This is a genomic window from Streptomyces sp. CT34, from assembly GCF_000805335.1.
GTDB lineage: Bacteria > Actinomycetota > Actinomycetes > Streptomycetales > Streptomycetaceae > Streptomyces.
In genome coordinates this window covers 7,587,356-7,602,455 of sequence record NZ_KN708638.1, presented here as the reverse complement: position 1 = coordinate 7,602,455, position 15,100 = coordinate 7,587,356, and the positions used below count along the sequence as shown (strand labels likewise).

The 15,100-nt window shown below is 72.5% G+C and carries 13 protein-coding genes; 6 read left to right on the top strand and 7 right to left on the bottom strand.

Translation table 11 applies throughout. The features are described 5' to 3' along the window. Positions 1–222: 222 nt before the first annotated feature. Complete coding sequence (locus RZ84_RS33035; RefSeq protein WP_043268159.1) at positions 223–615, top strand: DUF779 domain-containing protein; 393 nt, start codon at positions 223–225, stop codon at positions 613–615. Positions 616–795: 180 nt separating this feature from the next. Here the strand turns inward: RZ84_RS33035 and RZ84_RS33030 are convergent, their stop codons facing one another. The 3 genes from RZ84_RS33030 to RZ84_RS33020 form a co-directional block, all read right to left on the bottom strand. Next, positions 796–1,743, bottom strand: coding sequence for a hypothetical protein (locus RZ84_RS33030; RefSeq protein ID WP_043268157.1), 948 nt, complete (start codon positions 1,741–1,743; stop codon positions 796–798). A 183-nt stretch (positions 1,744–1,926) separates the two neighbouring features. Further along, on the bottom strand, positions 1,927–2,445 hold the full coding sequence (locus tag RZ84_RS33025; protein WP_043268155.1) for a lytic polysaccharide monooxygenase auxiliary activity family 9 protein: 519 nt from the start codon (positions 2,443–2,445) through the stop codon (positions 1,927–1,929). A gap of 91 nt (positions 2,446–2,536) precedes the next feature. After that, a complete protein-coding gene (locus RZ84_RS33020) occupies positions 2,537–3,553 on the bottom strand; it encodes a LacI family DNA-binding transcriptional regulator (RefSeq protein ID WP_043268153.1) in 1,017 nt (338 codons plus the stop codon). 288 nt (positions 3,554–3,841) lie between these two features. Here RZ84_RS33020 and RZ84_RS33015 point away from each other — a divergent pair, with 288 nt between their 5' ends. The 4 genes from RZ84_RS33015 to RZ84_RS33000 all read left to right on the top strand — a co-directional run bounded on the left by RZ84_RS33015 (position 3,842) and on the right by RZ84_RS33000 (position 7,391). Further along, positions 3,842–4,792 carry a uridine-preferring nucleoside hydrolase UriH gene (locus RZ84_RS33015; RefSeq protein ID WP_043268151.1) on the top strand — a complete coding sequence of 317 codons (951 nt, stop codon included), beginning with the start codon at positions 3,842–3,844 and terminating at the stop codon, positions 4,790–4,792. After that, positions 4,789–6,228 (top strand): uridine transporter UriT, encoded by a 1,440-nt coding sequence (locus tag RZ84_RS33010; RefSeq protein WP_043268149.1) that lies wholly within the window; start codon positions 4,789–4,791, stop codon positions 6,226–6,228. The genes RZ84_RS33015 and RZ84_RS33010 overlap by 4 nt, the downstream gene beginning before the upstream one ends. Before the next feature lie 153 nt (positions 6,229–6,381). After that, positions 6,382–6,798, top strand: coding sequence for a DUF2795 domain-containing protein (locus RZ84_RS33005; RefSeq protein ID WP_043268148.1), 417 nt, complete (start codon positions 6,382–6,384; stop codon positions 6,796–6,798). 113 nt (positions 6,799–6,911) lie between these two features. Beyond that, positions 6,912–7,391, top strand: coding sequence for a DUF5709 domain-containing protein (locus tag RZ84_RS33000; RefSeq protein ID WP_043268146.1), 480 nt, complete (start codon positions 6,912–6,914; stop codon positions 7,389–7,391). Positions 7,392–7,412: 21 nt separating this feature from the next. Here RZ84_RS33000 and RZ84_RS32995 read toward each other — a convergent pair whose 3' ends face one another. After that, positions 7,413–7,739 carry a hypothetical protein gene (locus RZ84_RS32995; RefSeq protein ID WP_043268144.1) on the bottom strand — a complete coding sequence of 109 codons (327 nt, stop codon included), beginning with the start codon at positions 7,737–7,739 and terminating at the stop codon, positions 7,413–7,415. 212 nt (positions 7,740–7,951) lie between these two features. On the opposite strand from RZ84_RS32995, the gene RZ84_RS32990 reads away from it, so the two are divergent. Next, the gene (locus RZ84_RS32990) at positions 7,952–8,605 is read left to right on the top strand and encodes a class I SAM-dependent methyltransferase (RefSeq protein WP_052230340.1); all 654 of its coding nucleotides are present in this window, start codon (positions 7,952–7,954) and stop codon (positions 8,603–8,605) included. An 87-nt stretch (positions 8,606–8,692) separates the two neighbouring features. On the opposite strand, the gene RZ84_RS32985 is transcribed toward RZ84_RS32990, so the two are convergent. From RZ84_RS32985 to RZ84_RS32975, 3 genes are all read right to left on the bottom strand, one after another. Continuing rightward, positions 8,693–10,099: a M1 family metallopeptidase gene (locus RZ84_RS32985; protein ID WP_043271578.1), complete on the bottom strand. Its 1,407-nt coding sequence runs from the start codon at positions 10,097–10,099 to the stop codon at positions 8,693–8,695. Continuing rightward, complete coding sequence (pls, locus tag RZ84_RS32980) at positions 10,096–14,052, bottom strand: epsilon-poly-L-lysine synthase Pls (protein WP_043268142.1); 3,957 nt, start codon at positions 14,050–14,052, stop codon at positions 10,096–10,098. Before pls ends, RZ84_RS32985 begins: the two co-directional genes overlap by 4 nt. A gap of 436 nt (positions 14,053–14,488) precedes the next feature. Beyond that, positions 14,489–15,100, bottom strand: a 612-nt coding sequence (locus RZ84_RS32975; RefSeq protein WP_043271576.1) for a hypothetical protein, incomplete at its 5' end; no start/stop codon positions are given.

Below are 15,100 nucleotides of genomic sequence, written 5' to 3'. Positions count from 1 at the left end.
CTTCGTAACGGCGGACGACCGGCCGGGGCCGCCGCCACGCCCGTCGTCCCCCGAATGGCGCGCGGTGCGGGCATGCAACCACCGTGCAACGTCGCAGCGGGTTGACTGGGCCACCGCTGCCGCCGCGACGGCCCCGGGGACCCATCGGCGCCTCCGGGAACGGCTTCCGTGACGGCATCGGCGACGTACCGGACGACGGATTCGGCGACGAGAGGAACGACCATGAACCGGCAACCCGCGCGGGTCGGGCTCACCGCCGCCGCCTCGGAACTGCTGCGGTCGCTGCGCGAGCGGCACGGGCCACTGATGTTCCACCAGTCCGGCGGCTGCTGCGACGGAAGTGCGCCGATGTGCTTTCCGGCCGGGGAGTTCCGTACGGGAGCGTCGGATGTGCTGCTGGCCCGGCTGGCGGTGGAGGGGGTGCCCGAGCCGGTGGGCTTCTGGATGTCGGCCGACCAGTTCGCCCGCTGGCGGCATACGCATCTGACGGTGGACGTCGTACCGGGGCGGGGCAGCGGCTTCTCGCTGGAGGCGCCCGAGGGCGTCCGCTTCCTGATCCGCTCGCGGCTCCTCACCGACGAGGAGCGGGCGCTGCTCGACGACCGCGAGGGGTGAGCGGCACGGAGAGCGCTGGTGAGGCCCCGCGCACGGGGGAAGGCGCGGGGCCTCACCCTCAGGAACGGGTGCGCAACGGCCCGGGTTCCCCGCCGGCGAAGATTCCCACGGAATTTTTTCCGGGCGCGCGGATCGCGCTCCGTATTGCGTGTGACAAGGCCGCCGGCGGGCGGCCGGGGCTCACGCCTCGTCCTGCACCAGCCGCTCCAGCATGTCCTGGAATTCGGCGTCGACGACCACCCGCAGGCCGTCGCCGTCCGGCTCGCTCAGCGGTGTCATCACACCGCGGCGCCACCAGAACACCTTGGGGCTGATCGCACCCGCCGCGTCCTCGTGGCCGGCGGCGGCGAACTGCGCCATGGCCTGGAGTGCCGGGATGACCTGGGCGTCGTGGATGCGGTGGAAGGCCAGCTGGTGGCGGAACGGCATGGCGACCAGCGCGCCGTCCGGAGTGAGCCCGGTGCCCATGACGCGCTGGACCAGGTCGTCCAGGACGAGCACCCGGCTGGCGGTGAAGAAGGAGTCGCCGAGCAGCACCTCGAACGCCGAGCCGTCGCCGCGCCGCACCGTCTCGTGGCCCTCGACCGGCAGGGCGCGCAGATTGTTCATCGCGCGGATCCGCAGCTCGGCCATGTCCCCCAGGTCGGTCAGCGAGTCCTCGCTCAGCATCTGCACCGCCTCGGGCAGGTCCAGGGCGAGCACTTCCCGCAGGCCCGGCGCGGGCTCGCGCCCGTAGCGGAACGAGTCGGAGGCGGGGAGCGTCTCCTGGGCGACGACACGGGGATAGAGGCAGGCCCGGATCTCGTCCTCGGAGAGGATCTCCAGCGGCTGGGGGCCGTCCATCGTTCGCAGCACCTTGCCGACGTGGTCGCGGATCAGGGCGGGCCAGCTGCGCTCGCCGCGGCGGTCGCGGTGGCAGACGGCGGCGAGGTTGCCCAGGCCGAACTGGCGGCCCGCGGAGTCGGTGACCACCGCGGCGTAGGCGGTGACCTCCAGGCCGTGCTCGGCGAACGCCTGGCGGACCTGTGATCTGAAGACACGGCCTTCCCGCTCCGAGAAGAAGCCGAACTCCTCATCGCGTGCGAGGTCGCGGGAATCCCGCTTCGGTCCTCGGCGGAACAGACCCATCTCTTCCTCCCGGCAGCGGCCACGAGCGTCGGCCCTTGAATGGGCCGATCGTAACGGGTGCCCACGACACCGGCGCCGCCCTGCCGCCGGGGACGGCGCAGGGCGACGCGGCGGGCGGAGGGAAGAGAAAGGAGGAAGAAGGGAGAAGGGAGAGCGGAGGGAAGGGAGGAAGAGGGGACGGACCTAGCCGCCGATGTTCACGTCGATGCAGGCGTAGAAGGCGTTCGCGGTGTCGGCGATGTTCCAGACCGCGAGGATCTTCTGCTTGCCCGTGATGCCGCCGAAGTTGACGTTATGTGAGATCTCTTCCGGGGGCTGGGCGCCGCCGCCGTCGAACTCGGCGACCTTCTGCCCGTTGGCGAAGTACTGCCAGTTGCTGGTGGCGTGGCGCGCCGTGAAGTGCCAGGTGAAGGTCTGGGTGCTGCCGACCGGGGTGACCTGCCAGGGCTTGGAGTCGTCGTCGAGGTCGGCGAACTGGCTGTTGCCGCCGCTGCAACTCGTCAGCCCCTTGGGGCCTTCGACGCTCTGCGGCTCCCACTTGATGGGGCCGCACTCGACGGTGCCGGCGGCGCACTGGGCCTGTCGGCTGGGCGGCGAGGAGACATAGCCGTGGGCACTGGCCTGGCTGACCGGCATCGTGACGACGAGGAGGGGGGCGAGTGCGCTGCCTATGGCGAGGGCCAGCCTTCTTTTCTTGTCCATGTCAACCCTTTCGCGGAGGGGGGTGGTTGACGCGAGGGCATGCCGATTGGTCTAGACTTTACTCACTGACCGCGTACGGTCAAGAGGTTGCTCACGAGGGCCGCCCGCTCGACGCCCGGACGACCAGTTCCGGGGCGAGGCGGATCGCGCGGACCGGTTGACGCGGTCCGGGAACGGCCGCACCGGCCGGGCGCCGGATGAGCAACCGGGCCGTCTCCGCGGCGAGTTCGGCGACCGGCTGGCGGACCGTGGTCAGCGCCGGGTCGGCCAGCCCGGCGAGCGGGATGTCGTCGAAACCGGTGACCGCGACCTCGCCCGGTACGTCGGCGCCGAGTTGCCGCAGCCGTTGCAGGGCGCCGGCCGCGATCAGATCGTTGGCGCAGATGACGGCATCCGGGCGGGACGGCCAGATCCGGTCGACGGCCGCCCGGCCCCACGCGGCGGAGAAGTCGCCGAGCAGGGTGCGTTCAGCGGCGGCCGGGTCCAGTGCGGCGGCCCCCGCCTCGTACGCCGCCCGGCGCTCCACCGCCGCGGACGCGGTGCCGGCGGCGCCCAGGAAGCACGGGCGGCGGCGGCCGGTGGCGGCGAGATGGTCCAGCACCAGGGCCATACCGGCCGCGTTGTCGACCGCCACGGAGTCGGCGACGCCGGGCCCGCAGCCCCGGTCCAGCAACACCAGCGGGACCTGTGCCGCGGCGCCCACCACCGCCTCCCGGCTGCGCCGCTCGTCGGCCGGTATCAGCAGCAGGGCGTCGACCCGGCGGCCGAGCAGCTCGCCGATCCGGGCCGCCTCGGTCTCCGGGTCGTCGTCGCAGTCGGCGAGCAGCACCGCCCGGCCCTCGGCGTGCAGGGCGTGCTCCAACTCCCGTACGAGGGACGGGAAGAAGGGGTTGGTGATCTGCGGCACGACGAGCCCGACGATGCCGGTGGAGCGGCTGCGCAGCGCGCGGGCGACGTGGTTGGGCCGGTAGCCAAGGCGCTCGGCGGCCTGCCGTACGGTGCGCGCGGTCTCGGCGCCGACCGGGCGGGTGCCGGCCAGGACGCGGGAGACGGTGGCGACCGAACAGCCCGAGGCGCGTGCCACATCTCGCAGGGTCACATCGGCCACGGCGCGGCGCCTTCCACTACGGGGCTCCGGCCGCACGGGCAGCACCGTCCCGGATTCGGCGGCAAACGTTATCACCGCGCGTGCCCATCCGTATCAGCTCCGTTCCCCGCGTACCAGGGGGTGGGCAGGTCAGCTGCCTCACACTTCGTTGACACTTCATTGACATCTCCGCGCGCGATGAGCGAAATTTCCGGAGAACGTTTTCCCGAGGTAGCAGCCTGCTGCGGCGCGACCGGAGATCGAGTTCACCCGCACCACCCCGTTCCGCAGAGCAAAGGGGCTCGCCCGTTGGCCAGAAAGATCATCCTCGACTGCGACCCGGGGCATGACGACGCGATCGCCATGCTCCTGGCGCACGGCAATCCCGACGTCGAGCTGGTGGCGGTGACCACCGTGGTCGGGAACCAGACGCTGGAGAAGGTGACCCGCAACGCGCTGTCGGTGGCGGCCATCGCGGGGATCACCGGGGTGCCGTTCGCCGCGGGCAACCCGCGTCCGCTGGTCCGGTCCGTCGAGACCGCCCCGGACATCCACGGCGAGACCGGCCTGGACGGGCCCGAACTGCCCGAGCCCGCCTTCGCGCTGGACCGCCGGCACGCGGTCGACCTGATCATCGACACCGTGATGTCCCACGAGCCGGGCGAGATCACCATCGTCCCGACGGCCGGGCTGACCAACATCGCGATGGCCGTGCGCAAGGAGCCGCGGATCGCCGAGCGGGTGCGCGAGGTCGTCCTGATGGGCGGCGGCTACCACGAGGGCAACTGGAGCGCGGTCGCCGAGTTCAACATCATCATCGACCCCGAGGCCGCGCACATCGTCTTCAACGAGAAGTGGCCGGTCACCATGGTCGGCCTGGATCTCACGCACCAGGCGCTGGCCACCCCCGAGGTCGAGGCGAAGATCGCCGCGGTCGGCACCGCGCCGGCCCGCTTCGTGCTGGAGCTGCTGGACTTCTTCCGTGCGGCGTACCGGGAGAACCAGGGCTTCGAGTTCCCGCCGGTGCACGACCCGTGCGCGGTGGCGTACGTCATCGACCCGGACGTGATGACCGTCCGCAAGGCGCCGGTCGACATCGAGCTGCGCGGTGCGCTGACGCTGGGCATGACGGTGACGGACTTCCGTGCGCCGGCACCCGCGGACTGCCACACCCAGGTCGCGGTCGAGCTCGACCACGAGCGCTTCTGGAACCTCGTGGTGGACGCCCTGGAGCGGATCGGCGAGGGCCGGGCGGCATGAGCGTCTCCACCACACCGCGCCCCGCCGGCACGGCGGGCACCGGCTCCGGCGTCCGCATCGGCGTCCTGGTCACCGCGCTGCTCGCGGCCTGCTTCGCGTTCCAGCTGAACGCCAGCATGCTCAGCCCGGCGTTGAAGAACATCGAGGACTCCCTCGGTGCCGACTCCGCCGAGGTCGGGCTGACCCAGACCGCGTTCTTCACGTCGGCGGCGCTGTTCTCGCTGTTCCTGCCGCGGCTGGGCGACGTCCTCGGCCGGCGCCGGGTACTGGCCGGGATGCTGGGCCTGATGGTCGTCGGCTGTGTCGTCGCCGCGCTGGCGACGAGCATCCCGATGCTGTTCGCCGGCCGGATCATCCAGGGCGTCAGCGGTCCGGTCGTGCCGCTGTGCCTGATCATGCTGCGGGTCGAGGTCAGGGAGCCCAAGCGGTACGGCACGCTGCTCGGCGTGATCACCGCCGTCAACGGCGGGATCGCCGGTGTCGACTCCCTGGCCGGCGGCTACCTCGCCGACCACCACGGCTTCCAGTCGGTGTTCTGGGCGATGGCGGTCGTCGCGGCGCTGGCCACGGCCCTGGTCGCCACCCTGACCCCGGAGTCCAGGGCGCCCACCGCGTCCCGCATGGACTGGCCCGGCGTGGCGCTGCTGGTCGTCTCGGTCGGTGCGCTGCTGATCGCGCTGAACGAGGCGGGCAAGCTGGCCGCCGCCGACTGGCCGCTGGTCGGCGTCCTGGTCGTGCTGGCCGGGGCGGCCTTCGCGCTGTTCTGGCGGACCGAGAACCGCAGCGGGCACCCGCTGGTCGCCACCCACCACCTCAGGCAGCGCGGTACCTGGGCCACCCTGCTGACCACCGTGCTCACCATGACCGGGGTGTTCGCGGTGATGAACGGCCTGATCCCGGCGTTCGCCCAGGACACCCGGGCCGGGCTCGGGATGTCCGCCGAGCAGTCCGCGTGGTGGACGCTGTCCCCGTACGCGCTCGCGGGACTGGCCATGGGCCCGCTGGCCGGCCGGCTCGCCGCCACCTTCGGCTACGGCCGGATCCTGCGGCTCGGCCTCATCGGCTCCGCGGGGTCGGTCGTGCTGATGCTGCTGACCATGCACAGCCAGTCCCACGTCCTGCTGCTGGTCACCTCGATCCTGGTGGGCATCACGTATGCGGGCGTGGCGAACATCGTGCTCAACGGGCTGGGCATCGTCCTCTCCCCCGGCGAGAACCCGGGCTTCCTGCCGGGGCTGAACGCGGGCGCGTTCAACCTGGGCGCGGGCCTGAGCTTCGCGGTCCTGTACGCGGTGAAGACCGCGGTCGCCCCCGCCGACCCGGCCTCGGCCGGCGGCTACACCGCGGGCATGATCGCCGGTGTGGTCGTCCTGGCGATCGCCCTGGCGACCTCGTTCCTGATCCCCAAGCCGGTGGCCGCCGAAGCCGGCAGCTGACACCGACGCCCGTGGGCAGCGCCCGCCGACCCCGGACACCGCGGTCGGCGGGCGCTCGGGTATCCGGCCCCGGTACGCCGCGGCCCCACCGGTCTCCGTGTTGTCACCGCGGGGGGAACGGGGAGACTGGAACCGGAGGCAACGGAGGCAGCAATGGTCATGGAACACGGTATGGACAAGACCGGTCCCGCCCGGGACGACGTGATGAAGAAGCAGCTGCGTGGCCAGATGACGGTGGACCGCTCGCTGCGTACGGACGAGAACCGGGAGCTGGAGCCGGCGGGCGAGGACCAGCCGGTCGCCGCACCGTCGCCGGAGAGCGTCTTCCGGGGCGGCACCCCGCACGGCATGAGCGAACAGGACGTCGGTCTGCGCTCGGAGCTCGCGCAGTACCTCGGCCGCAGCCTCTACCCGGCCGAGCGGAACGACGTCATCCGGACCCTGCGGAGCAACCACGCCCCGGACCGGCTGGTCGCGATGGCCGAGCGGCTGCCCGCGCACCACCGCTACGGCAATGTGCAGGACATCGCCGAGTCCCTGGGGCTGGGGACCGAGGACCGGCGCTCCTGAGGCCGGAGCGCGTCCGGTGGCGGACAATTGGTACGAGGCACGAACCGGCTGCCACGAGGCACACCCGGTGCGACGACGCACCGGACGCGGAGACGCGGAGGAGGAGGGCGGCAATGTCCGACGACGCCATGGGCGACGAGGTCTATCAGCCGCCCAGATCCGATCCCCAGGACAACCCCAACGACCTCGACATGGAGGACGCCCTGGACGAGCCGGGGCTCGACGAGGCGCTGGACACCGGCTATTCGCCGCCCGAGCGGCCGTTCGTGGTGAACCACGAGGGCACCACGGCACAGGAGCAGCACGACCGGGAAACCCTCGCCCACCGACTGTCCGTGGAGCTCCCGGACGTCTGCACACCGGAGGGCGACGGCATCGGCGATCTGCCGGACGGGGCCGGTGAACCGTACGACGATCAGGTGGGCGCCGAGCGCGCCGGCCGGATCGTCAGCAACGACGACGGCTTCTGGCGCGGCAGCAGCAACGACATCGTCGCCCGCGACGTCGGGATCGACGGCGGCGCCGCGTCCGCCGAGGAGGCTGCGGTGCACATCGCCCACGACGTCGGCGGTGTGGTCGAGGGCGAGGTCTGACCGGCGCCGCCCGGCCCCGGTTCAGCGGCCCAGGGCGTTGCGGAGTTGCTCCTTCGTCATCGACGAGCGGCCCTCGATGTGCTGCCGTTTGGCCTCTGCGTAGAGCTGGTCCCTGGTCGGGCCCTGCGCCCCCTTGTGCGAGCGCTCGCCGCCGCGCTGCGAGCCGGACTTGGGGTCGCGGGTGGAGACCTTCCCCGGCTTGCGGGCCTCGCCGGTGCGGGCGCGCTCCTTGTTCACGGTCCGGGCGGCGATCTCTTCGGCACGCCGCTCCGGGACGCCCCGCTGCTTGGCGCTCTCCTTGACGTGCTCGTACTGGCGCTCCCGCTTGGCGCTGGAACCTGCCGGCATGACGCTCTCCTCTCTCAACTCTCCGGTGGGCGGGCGCAGTCGCACACCGCCTCCGGCTACCACTTCACGCCGGTTCGCGGCGGTGCGCGACAGGAACTGATCCGGAAGGTGGGACGGGCCGAGGCGTCTGTTGCCGTTCCGGCAACGAACTTTGCGCGGTACCGGGTGCGCGCCGGACCCTCTCCCATACACCGACGGAGAGGGGAGCGTCCATGGCTCACGGCAACGGCACGAGTGGCGGCACCGCCATCCCGGACCACGAGTTCTGGGACACGTTCTACACCGAGCGCGACCAGATCTGGAGCGGGAATCCCAACGTCGTGCTGGTCCGCGAGACCCACGGCCGGACGCCGGGGACCGCGCTGGACCTGGGCTGCGGAGAGGGGGCGGACGCGGTCTGGCTGGCCGGCCAGGGGTGGCGGGTGACCGCCGTCGACGTCTCGCGGGTGGCGCTCGGGCGGGCGGCGGAGCGGGCGGCGGCGGCCGGGGTCGCGGACCGGGTCGACTGGCAGTGGCACGACCTGTCGCAGTCGTTCCCCGAGGGCACCTTCGACCTGGTCTCGGCGCAGTTCCTGCACCAGCCGGGCGAGATCCTCCGCGAGCGGATCCTGCGGCGGGCGGCCGGTGCGGTGGCGCCGGGCGGGGTGCTGCTGATCGTCGGGCACGCCGGATTCCCCGCCTGGGAGGAGCACGACCGCGAGGAGGCGCGCTTCCCCACGCCCGACGAGGTCCTGGCGGCCCTCTCCCTCCCGGAGGACGGGTGGGAGGTGCAGCTCAGCGAGGAGCACGAGCGGATCCAGAACGGTCCCGACGGGCAGCCGGCCACCCGTAGGGACAACGCGCTGAAGGTGCGGCGCCGGGGCTGACCGGTGGCCGGCGCGGCGGCGGGAAGGTACCCGTCGCCGCGCGGCCGTGTGTGCTCGGCCCACGCGGCCGTGTGTGCTCGGCGCCGGTCAGGCCGCGGCGAGGCGCGGCAGCGGCTTCTCGTACAGCCAGGAGTGCAGCAGCGGGCGGACCGAGTGCCCGGCGGAGCGTTCGGCGTGCGCGACGAACGCGGGGGTGTCGGCACTGGCACCGCGGTGGGTGCCGTGCCAGCTGCGGAGCATCGCGAAGAACCGGCTGTCGCCCATGGCGGTCCGCAGCGCGTGCAGGAGGCAGGCGCCGCGTACGTAGACCCGGTCGTCGAAGATCCGGCGCTGGCCGGGGTCGGCGAGCCGGAAATCCTGGGTGCGGGCCTGGAGCGAACGCCACGACTGCATGGCGATCTCGCCGGCGTCGTCCTCGCCGATGTGCTCGGACCACAGCCACTCCGCATACGTGGCGAAGCCCTCGTTCAGCCAGATGTCGCGCCAGTCGCGCAGGCTGACGCTGTTGCCGTACCACTGGTGCGCGATCTCGTGCGCGACCAGGGTCTCCGAGCCGCGGTTGCCGTCGATGTGGTTGCTGCCGAAGACGGAGAGCGTCTGGTTCTCGACCGGGGCGCCGAGTTCGGCGTCCACCACCACCGCGCCGTACGCCTCGAAGGGGTACGACCCGAAGTAGCCGCTGAAGGCGCGGAGCATCTCCGGCTGGCGGGCCAGATCGTGCTCCGCGTCGTCGGCCATCCACGACGGGTACGCGTTGTGCAGCGCGATCGGCGCGTCCGCCGCGCCGACGTGGACCGTGCCGCTGTCGTGGCGGAAGCGGCCGGTGTAGAGCGCGGCGAGATACGGGGCCATCGGGCCGGGGTGGTGGTAGGTCCAGCACTCCTGGTGCCCGGTGCGGCGGCGTTCGAGCAGGGTGCCGTTGGCGAGCGCGTGGTGCCCGTGCGGGACGCTGATCCGGAAGGTGAACGCGGCCTTGTCGTCCGGGCGGTCGTTGCACGGGAACCACGACGGGGCACCGAGCGGCTGGGAGGCCACCAGTGTCCCGTCGTGCGGGTCGCCGGTGCGGTCCCAGCCGATCGGGCCGAACGGGGAGCGGACCGGCCGGGGCCGGCCGCTGTAGCCGACCTCCACCATGAAGTGCGCCCCCTTGGCGAGCGGGCGCGGGGTGTCCAGGTAGAGCTTCCCGTCCTTCCGCCGGGCGCGGACCCGGTTCCCGTCGATCCGGGCGGAGTGCACGGACAGCCGGGACAGGTCGAGCTCGACCCGGTCCAGGGACCGGTTGGCCACCGCCTTGATCCGGGCCCGCCCGTTCAGGCTGGCGTTGACCGGGTGGTAGGCCAGGTGCAGGTCGTACGAGACGGTGTCGTGGGCGTAGGTGCCGTGGTGGGGGAAGTAGCGGTCGGTGAGTGGTCCGGTGAGGCCGTCCGCCACCGTGGCGGCGAGCGGCAGCAGGGCGGCGCCCCTGATCAGGGCGCGCCGACTGCACCGGGTCACGCGGCGGCACCGCCTTCCGAGCGGGCCCCGGCGGGCTGCGCCGCGCGCTCGCCGGCGATCGGGTTGCCGGCCCACCGGGTGTGCGCGGGCACGCTCTCCCCGCGCATGACCAGGGAGGACGGTGCGATCGAGGCGCGGGCCCCGACGGCGGTCCCGGGGAGCACGATGCCGTGCGGGCCCAGGGAGGAGCCCTCGGCGAGGTGGACGGTGTCCAGCCGCATGATCCGGTCGTGGAAGAGGTGGGTCTGCAGCACGCAGCCGCGGTTGACGCTGACGCCGTCCTCAAGGGTGATCAGGTCGGTCTCCGGCAGCCAGTAGCTCTCCAGCCACACCCCGCGCCCGATCTTGGCGCCGAGGGTGCGCAGCCACCAGTTCAGCACCGGGGTCCCGGTGAACGCCCCGGCCATCGATGGCACGGCGAGCGACTCGACGAAGGTGTCGTAGAGCTCGTTGCGCCAGACGAACGAGGACCACAGCGGATGCTCGCTCGCCGTGAACCGGCCGACCAGCAGCCACTTCGACAACGTCGTGATGAGCAGCGCCGCGAGGCCGGAGGCCAGCATCAGCGGGGCGCCGACCAGCGCCGCGAGGCCGAGGCCGCCGTTGGTGAACGCGGCCTGCTCGGTGAGGAACACGCCCTCGGCGAGGGCGACTCCGCACACCAGCGGCAGCACCCGGCACATCTCGACGGCGGCCCGGGCCATGACCAGCCTGCGTGGCGGCGCGAAGGTGCGCGCCGGGTCGGCCTGGGCCGCCACCCGCGGCAGCGGCATGGCGGGCCGGCCCAGCCAGGACATCCCGGGCTCACCGTTCGCCGGGGCGTTGGAGAGCACGCCGACCAGGCTGTGGTCGGGCACGTCGTGGCCGGGGTCGACGATGCCGGAGTTGCCGACGAAGGCCCGCCGGCCGATGCGGACGTGCCCCAACCGCAGCCAGCCGCCGCGGATTTCGTAGGGCGCGACCAGGGTGTCGTCGGCGAGGAAGGCGCCGTCCTCGACGTGCAGCAGGGACGGCAGCGGCAGCACGGTGGAGATCTCCGCGTGCTTGCCGACCTTGGCGCCGAGCAGCCGCAGCCAGTGCGGGGTGGCGAGGCCGGCGTAGATCGGGAAGAGGCTGCCGCGGGTGCCGTCCAGGATGCGGGTGACCAGCCAGGCGCGCCAGGCGACGCCACCGCTCGCGAGGTGCAGCCCCGGCTTGATGCCGCGGCCGAGGATCCGCACCACGGCGGCCGTCACCAGAATCGAACATCCGGTGGTCACGATCGCGAAGACCGGTGCGGCCACCATCAGGCGCACCGCCACGGAGGCGAGGGTGCCGCTGCCGCGGATCAGGAAGTACGCGCCGACCAGTGCGGGGACGGCGCTCACCATTGCCAGCAGCGGCAGGCCGAGCAGGGAGAGCGCGTAGGCGGCGTTCCAGCCGAGCGAGTGCCGCCAACGCGGGGCGGGCCACGCGGTGTTGGAGATCCGCTCGGCGGCGCCGGCCGGGCGGGCCGGGGAGCCGGTCCAGCAGTCTCCGTCGGGGATCGCGCCGTCCAGGCAGCCGCCGGCGGCGAGTTCGGCGCCCTGGCCGACCACGGCACCGGGCATCAGCATGCTGCGGTGGGCGACCCGGGCCCCGGCCCCGATGCGGACCGCGCCGATGTGCAGGGTGTCGCCGTCGAGCCACCAGCCGGAGATGTCGGCCTCCGGCTCGACGCTGCAACCGTCGCCGAGTTCGGCGAGGCCGGTGACCGGCGGCATGGTGTGCAGCGACACATTGCGCCCGGTGGTGCAGCCCAGCGTCCGGGCGTACAGCCGCGCCCAGGGCGTACCGAGCAGCGACGGGATGCCGAAGGCGGCGACGACGCGTTCGGCGGTCCACAGCCGCAGGTGGGTGGCGCCGCCGCGCGGGTAGGCGCCGGGCTTGATGGAGCCGGCGAGCATCCGGGCGCCCAGGGCGCCGATGGCGCACCGCATCGGGGCGCTGTAGAGGACCACCCAGCCGACGATGATCAGCCACCAGGCGGTGTGCGGGGCCCACGCCTGCGGGGCGAGCCAGCCGATGATGTTGTCCGCGAGCGCGAGCCCGACGAGCCCGCGCAGCCCGGCGACGCCGTACAGGCCGGTCTGGACGAGGAATTGGATGACCGCGGTGCGGCGCGGGACCGGGCGCACCGGGCGCGCCTCGTCGACCGGGCCGCCGAGCGAGTCGAGGTGCTCGGCCATCCGGTGCAGCACCGGGTGCCGGTAGAGGTCGGCGACCGAGACGCCGGGGTGGTGCTCACGGAGCATGGACGCCATCCGGGCGGCGACCAGGCTGGTGCCGCCGAGGGAGACGAAGTCGCTGTCCGGGCCGGGCCGCACGCCGAGCAGCTTCTCCCAGATGTCGGCGAGGCGGGCGGCGGTGCCGTGCAGCGCCGGGCCGGCGTGGTCGCGGCCCGCGTCGCGCGCGGCGGGCAGCGGCCAGGGCAGCGCCTTGCGGTCGACCTTGCCGGACGTGCGGGTCGGCAGGCTCTCGACCTCCGCCAGTACGGGTACCAGCTGGCCCGGCAGCCGTTCCTTGAGCAGCACCCTGGCCTTGTCCTGCTGGAAGCTGGAGCCGTCGCCGGAGCGCTGCTCGGGAACGACGTAGCCGACCAGGACCTGGGTGCCGGCCGGGGTGGTCTGAACGGCCGCGGCGGCGCCCCGGACGCCGGGCAGGGCGCCGAGCGCGGCGTCGATCTCGCCGAGCTCGATCCGCCGCCCGCCGAGTTTGACCTGGTCGTCGGCGCGGCCGACGAACAGCAGGCCGGCGCGCTCGGCGCGGACGAGGTCGCCGGTGCGGTAGGCGCGCCTGGTCCCCAGGACGTGGTCCGGCCGGAAGCGGTCGGCGTCCTTGGCGGGGTCGAGGTAGCGGGCGGTGCCCACGCCGCTGATCAGCAGCTCGCCCTCCTCGCCGTACGGCACGGGCTGCCCGGCCTTGTCGACGACGGCCAGCTGCCAGCCCTCCAGGGGCAGGCCGATGCGTACCGGTTCCCCCGGCAGCAGGCGGGCCGCGCAGGCGACGACGGTGGTCTCGGTCGGGCCGTAGGTGTTCCACATCTCGCGCTCGGGACCGGCGAACCGGTCGACCAGCGCGGCCGGGCACGCCTCGCCGCCGACGATCAGCAGCCGCACCCGGCGCATCGCCTCGTCCGGCCACAGCGCGGCGAGGGTGGGCACGGTGGACACCACGGTGATACCGCGTTCGACCAGCCACGGGCCGAGCTCATGGCCGGCCCGGACCAGCGAACGGGGCGCCGGCACCAGGCAGGCGCCGTGCCCCCAGGCCAGCCACATCTCCTCGCAGGAGGCGTCGAAGGCGACGGACAGGCCGGCCAGCACCCGGTCGCCGGGGCCCAGCGGCCGGTCCTGGAGGAACAGCGCGGCCTCGGCGTCGACGAACGCGGCGGCGGAGCGATGGCTGACGGCCACGCCCTTGGGCGCGCCGGTCGAACCCGACGTGAAGATGATCCACGCGTCGTCCTCGGGGCCGGGGAGCCGCTGCGCTCCCAGGGGCCGGGCCACGCCCGGCGGCTGGCCGCCCGGTCCCAGGACGGCGCAGACGGCGGCTTCCCGGAAGACGGTGGCGGCCCGCTCGTCCGGGTCGTCGGCATCGACGGGCACGTAGGCGGCGCCGCTGCGCAGGATGGCGAGGATCGACAGGTACAGCTCAGCGGTACCGGACGGCACGCGGACCCCGACCCGGTCGCCGGGGCCGATCCCGTAATCCCTGAGCTGCCGTGCGCGGCGTTCGGTCTCGATACACAGGTCGCGGTAGGTGATCACCTCGGAGCCCGTGTCCAGGGCGAGCGCCTGGGGGTGTGCGGCGGCGGTTGCGTCGAGCACGTCGAGCAGGGTCCGCGGATGCGGAGTGGTGGCTGTGCGGTACACGGCCCGGTCGGGCAGGTGCTCTGGTTGCTCGAAGGACGATTCGAGAAGGGGCGACGACATCGATATGCCTCTGTTGTTCGGTGCCGGTGGGTGAAAACCCTCGGACGTTCGCCCCTACAGATGCCGCTGACCAGGCGCGAGGTTCACGTGCCGGAGCAGAAATCCGCAAATCGAACATGTTGTGAACACGCCCACCCGCCACTTCGGCAGGCGGCACCGCGCGACGGCCACCGAACCCTGACCGCCGCGTTAGGAAAAATTGACTTGATACGGGGATTGTTTTCGGGCCGTGACGCCCCCTCAGCACAAAACTGCAGGTCAGAGACTTACTGGCGATCGGTTACGGCCGCACCGGTCAAGCCTTGGCCAATAGATTGCGCAACCGCGCAATTATTCATCGACTTCTCATGGCCGCCTCATGAACCTGTCACCATGGCGCCATACCCTCCAAACGACGCTGCCACACCTCTATCCGTCAAATCTCTGCGGGTCCCGGCTACTTGAAGATGTTCACGGCGCGGGCCACGACCAGGACGACGGTCAGCAGCGAGACCACCGACTGCAACAGCATCAGCATCTTGGCCCAGCGGGTCAGCGGCATCACGTCGGTCGGGCTGAAGGCCGTGGCGTTGGTGAAGGACAGGTACAGGTAGTCCGGGAACTGCGGCTCCCAGTGCTCCGGCGCCAGCTCCGGCGTCTGCATCTGCGGGAAGAGGAAGTCGGTGTAGGTCCGCACGGCGTGTATCCGCGCGACCGGGCCGCCGCGGTCCCACTCCCAGTACCACAGCGCGAAGACGATCACGTTCGTCAGCCAGATGCTGCCGCCGGTCGCCAGCAGCGGACCCGCGTCATTGCCCTCGGTCCCGCGCACCAGACCGATCACCAGGTGCACCGCGGACCAGCCGTTCGCCGCGCTGATCATCGCGATCAGCACCAGCCCGGCCCACCGGTAGAGCGCCGAGCCCCGTTCGATCCGGTACGGGTTGGCCGCGACCAGCGCGATCAGCAGCGCGGTCTCCAGGGTGGGCAGCAGCCACACCGGATGGATCGCCAGCCGCTCCGGCAGCGTGAACTGCAACGCCACCGCCACCAGCACCGCCAGCGTCGA

Excerpts from the sequence above, each read along its gene's own strand:
- RZ84_RS33035 (WP_043268159.1), top strand. The coding sequence starts at position 223 with ATGAACCGGCAACCCGCGCGGGTCGGGCTCACCGCCGCCGCCTCGGAA.
- RZ84_RS33030 (WP_043268157.1), bottom strand. The coding sequence starts at position 1,743 with ATGGGTCTGTTCCGCCGAGGACCGAAGCGGGATTCCCGCGACCTCGCA.
- RZ84_RS33025 (WP_043268155.1), bottom strand. The coding sequence starts at position 2,445 with ATGGACAAGAAAAGAAGGCTGGCCCTCGCCATAGGCAGCGCACTCGCC.
- RZ84_RS33010 (WP_043268149.1), top strand. The coding sequence starts at position 4,789 with ATGAGCGTCTCCACCACACCGCGCCCCGCCGGCACGGCGGGCACCGGC.
- RZ84_RS33005 (WP_043268148.1), top strand. The coding sequence starts at position 6,382 with ATGGTCATGGAACACGGTATGGACAAGACCGGTCCCGCCCGGGACGAC.
- RZ84_RS33000 (WP_043268146.1), top strand. The coding sequence starts at position 6,912 with ATGTCCGACGACGCCATGGGCGACGAGGTCTATCAGCCGCCCAGATCC.
- RZ84_RS32995 (WP_043268144.1), bottom strand. The coding sequence starts at position 7,739 with ATGCCGGCAGGTTCCAGCGCCAAGCGGGAGCGCCAGTACGAGCACGTC.
- RZ84_RS32990 (WP_052230340.1), top strand. The coding sequence starts at position 7,952 with ATGGCTCACGGCAACGGCACGAGTGGCGGCACCGCCATCCCGGACCAC.
- pls (WP_043268142.1), bottom strand. The coding sequence starts at position 14,052 with ATGTCGTCGCCCCTTCTCGAATCGTCCTTCGAGCAACCAGAGCACCTG.